The sequence below is a fragment of the Aestuariivita sp. genome, from assembly GCF_021404545.1.
In the GTDB taxonomy this organism is placed as follows: Bacteria; Pseudomonadota; Alphaproteobacteria; order Rhodobacterales; family Rhodobacteraceae; genus Aestuariivita.
Genome location: NZ_JAAWWD010000003.1, coordinates 44,589 through 56,831, shown reverse-complemented (window position 1 = coordinate 56,831; position 12,243 = coordinate 44,589). Strand labels below are relative to the sequence as shown.

Sequence of the window (12,243 nt, the reverse complement as noted above, 5' to 3'; positions counted from 1 at the left end):
CATCGGTGCAAAGCGGTTGTGCACAGGTTAAATTTCTCTCGCCAAGCCCGGCGCCGAGGCGTATGCCAGGGTCATGTTCACCCCACTGCCCCTTGCTGATGCGCGGCATCTGCCGATATGGCGCCAGCCGATTGCCCTTCTCTTTGTGATGGCGGCGGCGATGCCGATGGCCTTTGCCACCTGGTCGGCGCTGCTCAATAACTTTGTGATCGAAGCGGCGAGTTTTGATGGTAGTGACATTGGCTGGCTGCACACGGTGCGTGAGATCCCGGGCTTTCTGGCCGTGGGTGTGATCGCCATTATCGTCTTTGTGCGTGAGCAGGTGCTGGCGTTGGTATCACTGATCCTGTTGGGGGTGGCGACCGCGTTCACGGCCTGGTTCCCGTCGATGGCGGGTATTCTGACCATAACAATGCTCAGCTCTATCGGGTTTCATTATTACGAAACGGTCAACCAGTCGCTTCAGCTTCAATGGTTGAGGAAAGACCGTGCGCCGCAGATGCTCGGCTGGCTTTTGGCCGCAGGATCGGGCGCGACTTTGGCGGCCTATGCGACGATTGTGCTGCTGTGGGAGCCGTTGAACCTCACCTTTAACATTGTGTATATGCTGGCTGGCGGATTGACGGCACTGATCGCGTTGACCGCAATGTTTGCCTATCCGCAGTTCGAGGCGCCGCATCCGCAGGTCAAAAAGATGATCCTTCGGCGCCGCTATTGGCTCTACTATGCGCTGCAATTCATGTCCGGGGCGCGGCGCCAGATCTTTGTGGTCTTCGCCGGGTTCATGATGGTCGAGAAGTTCGGCTTTGATGTGCATGAGATTGCCGCGCTCTTTATGATCACGCTGGTGGCGAATATCGTATTCGGGCCGCTGATCGGCAAAGCCGTCGGATTTTTTGGTGAACGCCGGGCGCTGGCTTTTGAATATGTCGGGCTGACGCTGGTGTTTCTGGCCTATGGCGGGCTTTACTGGTTTGGCTGGGGCGTGATGATCGCGGCGGGGCTTTATATCGTCGACAACCTCTTTTTTGCGCTGGCGCTGGCGCTCAAGACCTATTTCCAGAAAATCGCCGATCCTGCCGATATCGCGCCCACGGCCGCTGTGGCGTTCACGATCAACCATATCGCGGCGGTGTTTCTGCCTGCTGCACTGGGGTATCTCTGGCTTGTCTCCCCGGCGGGGGTGTTCTGGCTGGCCGCGGCGCTGGCGATGGGGTCGCTGGTTCTGGCGCTGATGATCCCGCGCCACCCCGAACCGGGCAATGAGACGATCTTCGCGCGCCTTCATCCCGCGCCTGCGGAATAAGCCCCGATGAGCGCCGAGGGGCGGTTCCTGACAGGCTCGACCATGGGTCATGTGGTGCGTATGACCCTGACCGGGGCGGCGGGCATCACCTTTGTGTTCCTTGTGGATGCGATGAACCTTTTCTGGGTCTCGCTTCTGGGGGATGCGCGGATGGTGGCGGCCATCGGCTTTGCCTTTGCAATCCAGTTCTTCTCGGTCTCCTCTGGAATCGGGCTGATGATCGCGGCGACGGTGCTGGTCTCGCGCGCGATAGGCGCCGCCCAGCGAAGCGAGGCGCGGGCCATTGCGGGCAGTGCGATGCTGATCGCCTTTGTCGTCCAAGCGGTGATGGCCGCGCTGGTGATCGGCTTCCGGTACGACATCCTTGAGCTGGCGGGCGCCCGGGGGGAGACGCTGGATCTTGCGGCGCGTTACCTTCTGATGACGTTGCCGTCACTGGTGCCCATGGTCGTGGGCATGGTCGGCAGCGGTGTGCTGCGCGCCGAAGGGGATGGCAAGCGCGCGATGTATATCACGCTGACCGCCGGCACGGTGTCGGTCTTTGTCGATCCGGTCCTGATCTACTATCTGGCGCTGGGGCTTGATGGGGCGGCGATCGGGCTCAACATTTCACGCACGGTGCTGATGGTGATGGCGCTCTACTTTACGACACGGGTTTATGATCTGGTGGCGCTGCCACGCCTGTCGCGCTTGGCGGCGGATCTCAGGCCGTATGCGGCCGTTGCGATCCCCGCGATACTCACGCAGATGGCCACACCCTTCGGCAATTACGTGCTGACCACGGTGCTGGCGCGGTTCGGGGACGATGCGGTGGCAGGATGGGCCGTCGTGGGGCGGCTGTCGGTTGTGGCGTTTGGCGGGATCTTTTCGTTGGCCGGTGCCATCGGCGGGATCTTTGGCCAGAACTATGGAGCGGGTAAGTTCGACCGGCTGGCCACCACCTATCGCGACGCGATGATCTTCTGCATCTGCTATACGCTTGTGGTCTGGGCCATCCTGTTCAGCGTCGGTGATGCGGTCGGGCGTGCCTTTGGGCTGACACCCGGAGGGCAGGAGGTTCTCTTGGCCTTCACCCATATCGGCGCGGGTGGGTTTCTCTTCACCGGGGCGTTCTTTGTCTCGAACGCGGCGTTCAACGCGCTGGGGCGGCCCACGCGCGCCACGGTGCTGACCTGGATCCGGGAGGGCGCGCTGACCTGGCCGGTGGCCGTGTGGCTGGCAGGGATCGCCGGTGCCGTGGGCGTGATCTATGCACAGGCGTTGCTGGGTCTGGTGATTGGCCTTGTCTCGGCCGTATGGGGCTGGCACTTCGTCCGCAGTATCGACCGCGTACCCGTCATTGCCGAGCCTGAGCTGCGGCGCGGCTGGCGCGACCTCAACCGGTTTCGGAGACGCTGATGACCACGACATATACCGCCCTGACGACACTGTCAGGTAAAGCGCAGGCAGATGCATTGGGCGCGGCACTTGAGCGGATGACGCCCGAACCGACCGGCATCGGCGTGTTCGAGATGGAGGATGGGTCGGGCCTCTGGGAGGTCGGTGCATATTTCACCGATGCACCGGATGAGGCGGCGCTGGCGCTTTTGGCGGCGGCCTTCGAGGCGCAGGGCTTTGTCGTTTCCGAATTGCCCGACACCGACTGGGTCGCCCATGTGCGCCGCGAACTGGCCCCGGTGGAGGCTGGGCGGTTCTTTGTCTATGGCAGCCATGACGCCGATAAGGTGCCTGAAGGGGCCGAGGCCCTTCTGATCGAGGCGGCCATGGCCTTTGGAACCGGGCACCACGGTACGACACTGGGCTGTCTCAGGGCGCTAGACCGGCTTGCCTCGGACGGGTTCGTGGGCAGGACAGTGGCCGATATCGGCTGCGGTACCGCCGTTCTGGCGATGGCGGCGGCCCGGATTTGGAACGGCACGGTGATTGCCAGCGATATCGACGCGGTAGCCGTCGATGTGGCCCGGGCCAATCTGCGCGCCAACGCCTTGCAGGATCGGGTCAACTGCGTGGAGGCGGCAGGCTTCGATCACCCCGCCCTTAAATCCGCGGCGCCCTATGAGCTGATCTTTGCCAACATCCTCAAAGGCCCCCTGATCGCGCTGGCGCCGGACCTGGCGCGCCACAATTCTGACAAGGGATTCGCGATTCTCTCGGGCGTTTTGAACGAACAGGCCGATGAGGTGATCGAGATTTATCGCTCAAACGGATACAGTCTGATTTCAAGAGACTGCATTGTCGACTGGACGACGATAGTTCTTCAAAACAAGGCCTAATTTAGTCCTGTTCTTAGGCAAATTGAGGCGGCTGCCCAGATTTTGCCATATTTCGGACTTAGCACCGTCGCATCCGCTGGTGGGGGCCAGTATGGAGATGCTGTCATGGGACTGGGTGACGAGAAACACCAATTCAACAAACGTCTGCGCGCTTTGGCGCGCAAGGACCGGGCGATGGAGCGGGGCTTTACCACCCAGTTGCGGCCTGACGGTTTGTTGATCGTCAAACCCAAGCGTCGCGCCTTTGCGATTTCCGGACGATCCCTTGTTTTGTTTGCCGCGGCCTTTGTCGGGTTCAAGGCGCTTGCCATGGCTGAGCTGGGGCAGGCGACCTACGAGAGCCACGTCGCGGAGTTAAAGAGTGGCACGGTTATCGAACAGGTTGGGGCGCTTGTGATGCAACCCGATCCCGCCTCGGTTTTCGTCGGAAACCATCTCAGACCGTATCTGAGGTAACCCGTACTCTGGTACCAGTATCCCGGTTTTGTAATGCGTAATCAGTGCACCGGTTTTTGAAGATCTGTTAAATGGTAAAGCGCCGCGCAGACCCCCTCGGGCCGCGCGGCGCAGTTTCTTTTCGGCGAGCGGACGCTGACGGTCTGCTCTGTTTTGGGATCCGCTGTCTTAGCGCAAACCTCCGGGCGCTGCGACGTCGTCGATGTCGCCACGCACCAGGCCGATATCTTCCAACTCACGGTCGGTCAGTTTCGCCAGCGCGTTGCGGGTCACACGGGCGTCATTCCAGGCCACGGCAGCGCCGATCAAAGTGTTGAGCGCAGCGCCGATGCGACCAAACAAGCCGGTTGCGCCATAAGTGGTACGGGTCGTGTCGAAAGCAGCCATATCCAGTCTCCTTGTTTCAGCGTTGCAATCTTCGCGGTTTCGATAAGGGGCAGATATGCGGGGAGTCGTGGCGCAACAAGCCGCGAAAATTGCATGCCGCACATGCAATTTCTGCATGGCTCAGAATCCGGATAAGTTGATGTTAATTAACCAGAAATCGGCATTAGGATTGATCTGTTTGCGACATCTGGCAGGTCGATTTTGGACGTGATGTCGCGACCAGACCATGGGCGTGTCGCAATTGGATCACGCACGCGAACGCCTGGAAATGCTTGGAAAGTGTTCGCGTTTCGTGCTAGTGGCGTAAAAAAGCAACAATCAGGCTGAGCAGGGTCAGGAAATGCGCGTTCTGGGAATAGACCCCGGCCTCCGGACATTGGGATGGGGCATTATCGAATCGCGAGGCAGCCGACTCAGCCACGTAGCCAACGGCGTCTGCCAGTCCCAGCCCGGCGATCTGGGCGCGCGGCTTTTGTCGTTGCACACCCAACTGTGGCAGGTACTGACCGACTATGCGCCCCAAGGTGCCGCGGTCGAGCAGACTTTCGTGAACAAGGATGGGGCGGGTACGCTGAAACTGGGCCAGGCCCGCGGCATCGCAATGCTGGTGCCGGCGCAGTTCGGCTTGAATGTCGGGGAATATGCGCCCAACACGGTCAAGAAATGCGTGGTCGGTGTGGGCCATGCGGATAAAGAACAGGTGGGACATATGGTGCGTATGCAGTTGCCCGGAGCCGATCCCGCGACACCGGATGCGGCGGACGCACTGGCCATCGCGATCTGTCACGCCTTCCATCTGCAAAGCAGTGCCGCGCTCAGCCGTGCGGTGGAGGTGGGCAGATGATCGGGCGTCTGACCGGACGGCTCGATTACCGGGCCGATGACCACATTCTGATCGACGTGCGCGGCGTGGGGTATATCGTCTATGTCTCGGATCGCACGATGATGGGCCTGCCGGGGCCAGGCGCGCCGGTCTCGCTTTATACCGATATGATGGTGCGCGAGGATCTGATGCAGCTTTTTGGGTTTCCCAACCTGGTCGAAAAGGAATGGCATCGCCTGTTGATGAGCGTACAAGGCGTCGGCGCCAAGGCTTCTCTGGCAATTCTGGGGACCCTGGGTGCAGACGGCGTGGGCCGCGCGATTGCCCTTGGCGACTGGAACGCGGTGCGTGCGGCCAAAGGCATTGGCCCCAAGATCGCGCAGCGGCTGGTTCTGGATCTCAAGGATAAGGCGCCCGCGGTGATGGCGATGGGCTCCACTGCGGGTGAGGTGCTCGGAGCGCCGGACGAGGCGGTCGTCGACAGCGCTGATAATCCACCGGCAAGACGCGCGCCGGCGCCGTCTTCCAGGGCCGCGCAGGCAGATGCGCTCTCGGCGCTGTCCAATCTGGGATACGGCCTGTCAGAGGCGACTGCCGCAGTGGCCGAGGCCGCTGCCGCGGATCCCGACGCGGACGCGCCCGCGTTGATCCGCGCCGCGCTCAAGCTTTTGGCGCCAGCGTGAGGGTGCAGCTATGATCGACGCCGATCCGACGTTGCGCCCCGACCCGCTGCCCGAGGATCAGGACCGCGCGCTGCGCCCGCAGCTTTTGGGCGACTTTATTGGCCAGGCAGAGGCGCGGGCAAACCTGCGGGTCTTTATCCAATCCGCGCGCCAGCGGGGCGAAGCGATGGATCACACGCTGTTTCACGGCCCTCCCGGACTGGGCAAGACCACGCTGGCGCAGATCATGTCGCGGGAACTGGGGGTGAATTTCCGCATGACCTCGGGCCCGGTTCTGGCCAAGGCGGGCGATCTGGCGGCGATCCTGACCAATCTGGAGGCGCGCGACGTTCTTTTTATCGACGAGATCCACCGGCTGAACCCCGCTGTCGAAGAGGTGCTTTACCCCGCGCTGGAGGATTTCGAGCTGGATCTGGTGATCGGTGAAGGGCCTGCGGCGCGCACGGTGCGGATCGAGTTGCAGCCCTTTACCCTGGTGGGCGCCACGACACGCATGGGGCTTTTGACCACGCCGCTGCGCGACCGGTTCGGCATTCCGGTGCGGTTGCAGTTTTACGAGGTCGATGAGTTGCATGAGATCGTCACGCGCAACGCCCGCAAGCTGGGCGCGCCCGCCGATGATGCAGGCGCGCGCGAGATCGCCAAACGTGCACGCGGCACGCCGCGGATTGCCGGGCGGCTCTTGCGACGGGTTGTTGATTTCGCGATCGTGGAGGGGGATGGCACGATCTCACGGGCGCTTGCCGATCGCGCGCTCACCCGGCTTGGGGTCGACCATCTGGGGCTTGACGGTGCGGATCGGCGGTATCTGAGCCTGATCGCGGAGAACTACTCTGGCGGACCGGTGGGGGTGGAGACCTTGTCGGCCGCCCTGAGCGAGGCGCGCGATGCGATCGAGGAAGTGATCGAGCCTTATCTTTTGCAGCAGGGCCTGATACAGCGCACGCCGCGGGGCCGGATGCTGGCGCACAAGGCCTGGGATCACTTGGGACTGGCAGCGCCCAAGGGGCAGAGCGATCTCTTTGGATAGGCGTCATGTGGCGTATTTAGAGCGAGAAGAAGATGCAGGTCGGTGAGATAGAGGCGCATTTCACCCGGGCGGACGGGTCGTTCGTCTTTGCACGCTGGGGGCGGCCGATTGCGCCGGTGATCTTCGGCGTCGAGCCGGAGACGCTGGCTGTGGTCAAGGGGGCGCTGGAGGCGGTCTGCATTCTGGCCGACCATCAGATGTCCGAGACCGACCCGGAGCTGGGCGCCAATATGATGGTTTTTTTCTGCCGCGACTGGTCGGAGCTTTTGGATGTTCCCAATCTTGATCGGCTGGTTGAGGGGCTTGCGCCATTGGTTGCGCGATTGGAGGCACAGGAGGCCAACCAGTATCGGGTGTTCCGGTTCGACGAGGCCGGCGCCATTCGCGCGGCATTCGTGTTTTTGCGGATGGATGCGCATCTGAGTGCCGTGCCCGCCGAGACGCTGGCGCTGAGTCAGGTGGTCCAGACCATTCTTCTGTGGTCCGACACGGCGTTTGGCGCACAATCGCCGCTTGCGGTGGTAGAAGGCAGCACGATACTGAGGCCGGATATCGCCGGACTTATCCGGGCGGCCTATGATCCGGTATTGCCGGATATGGCGCGGGATGCGTCACATGCGTTGCGTCTGGCGGCGCGCATCGGGCAGGCGCGGGCGCAATAGGGCCGGACCCTGCTCGTTTTTGCCAACGAAGGTGCCGCGGTGCGCGACCCCGGGGCGTTGAGGCCCTTTGCCGGAGGCGCGCAGTTCGGCATTGCAGGCCCTGAGCTCGGAGCAATTCGAGCCTGGTGCGCGCACCCGAACGTCGTGCCGCGCCTGACCATCGCGTGCCTGGCCCGTCACAAGATCGATCCAATGGGCGCTGTGGCCGATCACATCCTTGATATCGGCTTGAGCGGCAGTCTGGCCATGGATCCGGGCCGTCAGTGCGGAGCCTGTCTTTCTGCTGGCGGCCAGAAGGCTGGGTTTGAGGGCGGCGCGCAGCGCATATCTGCCTGGTCGCTGGTGGGCCGCGCCGGTATCCCGGCATCTGCCTTGATCTGCCGCAACCGCGCCCATAAGGTCCGCCCAGACATACCCCGCGCGGCCCCTATTGTAGAGATCCATGACCCATTCCTTTCCCGTGACCGTCTATTACGAAGACACCGATATGGCGGGTATCGTTTATTACGCCAATTACCTGCGCTTTATCGAACGCGCCCGGTCGGAGATTGTCGAGCGGATGGGCGTTGACCAGAACGCCATGCGGGCCGAGGGTCGGGTTTTCGCCGTCACGCGGGTCGAGGCCGATTACCTGGGATCTGCCCGGCTGGGCGACCGCCTGACGGTCCTGACGACCCATTATGCGCAAAGCCCTGTCCGATGGGTCTTTGATCAAAAGGTGATGCGCGGCGAGGAGGAGATCTTCCGCGCTATGGTCACGGCGGTCGCAATGTCGACCCAAGGCAGGCCCACACGCCTTCCGGCAGAGATTCGCGCATTGATTCGTCCCGCGGCGCAATCGTGATCTGGTTTCGTTGGCTTTCCCCTTAAATCTGGGATAGCTTTTGCCTTAACTCAGGTCCAAAGAATGGCCACAGGCAAAAGAGCAGGCAGATGGAAGCAGAGATTCTGGCGCAGGCACAGGAGATTGATTTCTCCATGTGGGGGCTGTTCGCACGCGCGACCCTAACCGTGAAACTGACGATGCTGATCCTGGTGCTTGCCTCCTTTTGGGCTTGGGCGATCATCTTTCAGAAACTCATCACCTATCGCGGCGCCCGACGTGAAGCGGGTGTGTTTGACCGGCAGTTCTGGTCGGGGGAGCCTTTGGACGGGCTTTACGAGCAGATCGGCGCCCAGCCGCAGGGACGGGCCGAGCGTATCTTTGCCGCCGGGATGACCGAATGGCGTCGCTCGCACCGCGATGACGGAGGGCTGATCGCAGGTGCCCAGGCGCGCATCGATCGGAGTATGGATGTGGCGATCGCCAAGGAGGCAGAGGAGCTGCAAAAGGGTCTGCCCATTCTGGCGACAGTCGGTTCGACCGCACCGTTCATCGGGCTTTTCGGGACTGTCTGGGGCATCATGAACGCCTTCATCGAGATCGCGGAGCAGCAAAACACCAACCTCGCCGTTGTGGCGCCGGGGATTGCGGAGGCGCTCTTGGCCACGGGGCTGGGGCTTTTGGCTGCGATCCCGGCGGTGATTTTCTATAACAAGCTGAGCGCGGATAGTGACCGGATCGTTGCGGGCTACGAGGCCTTTGCCGATGAGTTCGCCACGATCCTGTCGCGTCAGCTGGACGCCTGAGCCATGGGCGCGGGCGTCACGCAGAGCGAGGGGGGGGGCGGCAGGCGGCGGCGCCGGTCGCGCACGCGGCCGATGGCCGAGATCAATGTCACGCCCTTTGTCGATGTGATGATGGTGCTCTTGATCATCTTTATGGTGGCGGCTCCTCTCTTGACCGTTGGCGTGCCGGTGGAGCTGCCCCGGACCGCCGCGAACGCGCTGCCTACCGATCAGGAGGAGCCTTTGACGGTCACTCTCACCGCCGAAGGGGCGATCCAGATCCAGACCACGGATGTGCCGCGCGCGCAGCTGGTGTCGCGGCTGCGCGCCATCGCGGCCGAGCGGGAGAGTGATCGTGTGTTCCTGCGCGCAGATGGCGCCGTGCCCTATGCCAGCGTGATGCAGGTGATGGGCGCGCTCAATGCGGGCGGCTTTGCCAATATCGGACTGGTGACGGATGTGGGCGGTCCGACCCTGACCGAGAGTGACGGGTGATCGTTCTTGGAGACGGGCACCTATATCTCAGGCGCGGCTCATCTGGCTCTGATCGGCTGGGCGCTGTTCGGCATCGCGCCGAACCCCGAGCCGTTGCCCTTTGAGGTGCAGGAGGTCGCCGTCATCTCAAGCGCGGAATTTGCCGCGCTCCAGGCTGCGCAACGACCGCCTGGCCCTGTGGCAGAGCCTGCCGCGCTGATCCCGCCGGAGGCACCGGCAGAGGTGCCCGAATTGCCCAACGCGCCCGACCCTGAACCTGCGCAGATCACCCCCGACGTGGCCGAGGCGCCGCCGCCCGATGAGGCGCCGATCCGGACGCCAGACCCCTTGCCGCAGGCCGAGGTCAGCGAAGCGCCGCCCGAGATCACCCCGCCGGGCGAGGATGTGGCGGCTCTGCTGCCGCTCGACCAGCGCCCCCAGCCGCGCCCTGCGGAGCGGATTGCGCCCCAGGCGGTGGCGCCACCGGCCCCCGAGGCGATCCCCGATGAGATCGAGCGTGAGGCGGTCGTACCTGAAGAGGGTGAAAGGGCCGCACCGCAGGAGCCGCAAGAGGCCACCGCCCCGGAGGAAGCCGCGCCCGAAATCGTCACCGAGGCCGAAGAGCCCGCAGGCGCGCCGACCCGGTCGATCCGCCCGTCCTCTCGCCCCGCCCGTCCGACACCGGCGGCAGCACCGTCGCCTGAGCCGCAGACGGCCGACGCGGTGAATGAGGCGGTCAATGACGCTGTGGCCGAAGCCCTGCGCGAGGCTCAGACCGCAGCGCCATCCGCCCCCAGCGGGCCACCCCTGTCTGCTGGAGAACGGGATGCGCTGCGGGTTGCGGTCTCAAGTTGCTGGAACGTCGGCTCGCTGTCGACAGAGGCCCTGCAGACCACCGTTGTTGTCGGCGTCGACATGCAGGAAGACGCGCGGCCCGTCGCGGGATCCATCCGCATGCTGTCCTTCTCTGGCGGGTCGGAGGCGGCGGCGCGTCAGGCCTTTGAGGCCGCGCGGCGCGCGATTATCCGCTGCGGAAGCCGCGGATTTCAGCTCCCGGCCGAGAAGTACGGCCAGTGGCGGGAAATTGAGATGACATTCAATCCTGAAAACATGAGGATTAGATAATGACCCTTTTCGTGCGCATGTTCCTGGTTTCGCTGGCGGTGCCGCTGCTCCTGGCGGCAGCGACATCCTCCGGCGCGCAGGCACAGTCGGGTCCCCTTAGGATCGAGATCACCGAAGGGGTCATTGAACCCTTGCCCTTTGCCACGCCGGATTTCGTCGCGGACAGCGCACAAGCCGCGCAGTTCGGTCGCGATATCGCGCGGGTGATTGCGGCAAACCTGACCGGAACGGGGCTTTTCCGGGAGATTGCGCCCTCGGCCTTTATCAGCCAGATCAGCGATTTCTCGGCGCCCGTCCAATATGCCGACTGGAAGGCGATCAACGCGCAGGCTTTGATCACAGGGGGCGTATCACTACAGGGTGGTCAACTGGTTGTGCAGTTCCGGCTCTATGATGTGTTCTCCAATGCCGAACTGGGCAGCGGGTTGCAGTTTGCCGGGCCGCCCGAAGGGTGGCGCCGTATGGCGCACAAGGTGGCCGATGCCGTCTATAGCCGGATCACCGGGGAGAGCGGCTATTTCGACAGCCGGGTGGTGTTTGTGTCGGAAAGCGGACCCAAGAACGACCGCCGCAAGCGGCTGGCGATCATGGATTACGACGGGGCCAACGTGCAATACCTGACCGATGCCAGCTCCATCGTGTTGGCGCCGCGCTTTTCACCGACGGGCGACCGTGTGCTTTATACCTCCTACGAAGGCGGAGCGCCGCGCATTTATGTGCTGGACGTGGGATCGGTGCAGCGCCGTGTGCTGGAACAGCAGGATGGCGCGATGAGTTTCGCCCCCCGCTTTGGCCCGGATGGCACCACGGTGGTCTATTCGCTGACCCAGGGCGGCAACACGGATATCTTCAAGCTTGATCTGGCCAACGGGCAGACCCAGCGGCTGACCAGCGCCCCGTCGATCGAAACCGCGCCCAGCTTCTCGCCCGATGGCAGCCGCATTGTGTTTGAAAGCGACCGCTCAGGCACGCAGCAGCTCTATGTCATGCCCGCCAATGGCGGGGAGGCGCAGCGGATCAGTTTCGGGCAGGGGCGCTATGGCACGCCGGTCTGGTCGCCGCGTGGAGATCTGATCGCCTTCACCAAGCAGAACCGGGGCCGGTTCCATATCGGCGTGATGCGCACCGATGGCAGCGAAGAGCGGCTCCTGACCGCCTCATTCCTGGACGAAGGTCCTACCTGGGCGCCCAATGGGCGGGTCATCATGTTCGCGCGGGAAACGCGCGGCGCGCAAGGCTCGGTCTCGCTCTATTCGGTGGATATCACCGGGCGCAATCTCAGGCCGGTCCCGACCCCCGAAGGGGCGTCCGACCCGGCCTGGTCTCCGCTTCAGAATTAGGCGCGGCACCGGGCTGAATTCGGGGCTATTCGTTCACAACCGGACGTGTCTGTGCTAGACGTTACTCAATAAAACC

At 63.2% G+C, this 12,243-nt stretch carries 15 protein-coding genes; 13 read left to right on the top strand and 2 right to left on the bottom strand.

What is annotated here, in order from left to right:
* Nucleotides 1-73 precede the first annotated feature (73 nt).
* From HEP69_RS02670 to HEP69_RS02655, 4 genes are all read left to right on the top strand, one after another.
* On the top strand, nt 74-1,306 hold the full coding sequence (locus HEP69_RS02670; protein WP_290556977.1) for an MFS transporter: 1,233 nt from the start codon (nt 74-76) through the stop codon (nt 1,304-1,306).
* 6 nt (nt 1,307-1,312) lie between these two features.
* Complete coding sequence (locus tag HEP69_RS02665; RefSeq protein ID WP_290556976.1) at nt 1,313-2,704, top strand: MATE family efflux transporter; 1,392 nt, start codon at nt 1,313-1,315, stop codon at nt 2,702-2,704.
* Entirely contained in the window at nt 2,704-3,579 is an 876-nt protein-coding gene (locus tag HEP69_RS02660; protein WP_290556975.1) for a 50S ribosomal protein L11 methyltransferase, read from the top strand. The genes HEP69_RS02665 and HEP69_RS02660 overlap by 1 nt, the downstream gene beginning before the upstream one ends.
* Nucleotides 3,580-3,684: 105 nt before the next feature.
* The gene (locus tag HEP69_RS02655) at nt 3,685-4,035 is read left to right on the top strand and encodes a hypothetical protein (protein WP_290556974.1); all 351 of its coding nucleotides are present in this window, start codon (nt 3,685-3,687) and stop codon (nt 4,033-4,035) included.
* A gap of 168 nt (nt 4,036-4,203) precedes the next feature.
* Here the strand turns inward: HEP69_RS02655 and HEP69_RS02650 are convergent, their stop codons facing one another.
* Nucleotides 4,204-4,422 carry a DUF1127 domain-containing protein gene (locus HEP69_RS02650; RefSeq protein WP_290556973.1) on the bottom strand — a complete coding sequence of 73 codons (219 nt, stop codon included), beginning with the start codon at nt 4,420-4,422 and terminating at the stop codon, nt 4,204-4,206.
* Between the two features lie 340 nt (nt 4,423-4,762).
* On the opposite strand from HEP69_RS02650, the gene ruvC reads away from it, so the two are divergent.
* Genes ruvC through HEP69_RS02630 form a run of 4 tightly spaced genes read left to right on the top strand, consistent with a single transcriptional unit; the run spans nt 4,763 to nt 7,620 of the window.
* Nucleotides 4,763-5,266 carry a crossover junction endodeoxyribonuclease RuvC gene (ruvC, locus tag HEP69_RS02645; RefSeq protein WP_290556972.1) on the top strand — a complete coding sequence of 168 codons (504 nt, stop codon included), beginning with the start codon at nt 4,763-4,765 and terminating at the stop codon, nt 5,264-5,266.
* On the top strand, nt 5,263-5,928 hold the full coding sequence (gene ruvA, locus HEP69_RS02640) for a Holliday junction branch migration protein RuvA (protein WP_290556971.1): 666 nt from the start codon (nt 5,263-5,265) through the stop codon (nt 5,926-5,928). Before ruvC ends, ruvA begins: the two co-directional genes overlap by 4 nt.
* Nucleotides 5,929-5,938: 10 nt before the next feature.
* The gene (gene ruvB, locus HEP69_RS02635; RefSeq protein ID WP_290556970.1) at nt 5,939-6,958 is read left to right on the top strand and encodes a Holliday junction branch migration DNA helicase RuvB; all 1,020 of its coding nucleotides are present in this window, start codon (nt 5,939-5,941) and stop codon (nt 6,956-6,958) included.
* Between the two features lie 32 nt (nt 6,959-6,990).
* The gene (locus HEP69_RS02630) at nt 6,991-7,620 is read left to right on the top strand and encodes a hypothetical protein (RefSeq protein ID WP_290556969.1); all 630 of its coding nucleotides are present in this window, start codon (nt 6,991-6,993) and stop codon (nt 7,618-7,620) included.
* Here HEP69_RS02630 and HEP69_RS02625 read toward each other — a convergent pair.
* Entirely contained in the window at nt 7,570-8,064 is a 495-nt protein-coding gene (locus HEP69_RS02625; protein WP_290556968.1) for a hypothetical protein, read from the bottom strand. The two genes, HEP69_RS02630 and HEP69_RS02625, sit on opposite strands and share 51 nt — an antisense overlap.
* Between HEP69_RS02625 and HEP69_RS02620 the strand changes: the two genes are divergently transcribed.
* The 5 genes from HEP69_RS02620 (at nt 8,063) to tolB (ending at nt 12,167) form a co-directional block, all read left to right on the top strand.
* Nucleotides 8,063-8,464, top strand: coding sequence for a YbgC/FadM family acyl-CoA thioesterase (locus HEP69_RS02620; RefSeq protein WP_290556967.1), 402 nt, complete (start codon nt 8,063-8,065; stop codon nt 8,462-8,464). The genes HEP69_RS02625 and HEP69_RS02620 overlap by 2 nt on opposite strands.
* Before the next feature lie 89 nt (nt 8,465-8,553).
* On the top strand, nt 8,554-9,249 hold the full coding sequence (tolQ, locus tag HEP69_RS02615; protein WP_290556966.1) for a protein TolQ: 696 nt from the start codon (nt 8,554-8,556) through the stop codon (nt 9,247-9,249).
* 3 nt (nt 9,250-9,252) lie between these two features.
* Nucleotides 9,253-9,723 (top strand): protein TolR, encoded by a 471-nt coding sequence (gene tolR / locus HEP69_RS02610; RefSeq protein ID WP_290556965.1) that lies wholly within the window; start codon nt 9,253-9,255, stop codon nt 9,721-9,723.
* A gap of 6 nt (nt 9,724-9,729) precedes the next feature.
* Nucleotides 9,730-10,827 (top strand): energy transducer TonB, encoded by a 1,098-nt coding sequence (locus tag HEP69_RS02605; protein ID WP_290556964.1) that lies wholly within the window; start codon nt 9,730-9,732, stop codon nt 10,825-10,827.
* Entirely contained in the window at nt 10,827-12,167 is a 1,341-nt protein-coding gene (gene tolB, locus HEP69_RS02600) for a Tol-Pal system beta propeller repeat protein TolB (RefSeq protein ID WP_290556963.1), read from the top strand. Before HEP69_RS02605 ends, tolB begins: the two co-directional genes overlap by 1 nt.
* Nucleotides 12,168-12,243 lie beyond the last annotated feature (76 nt).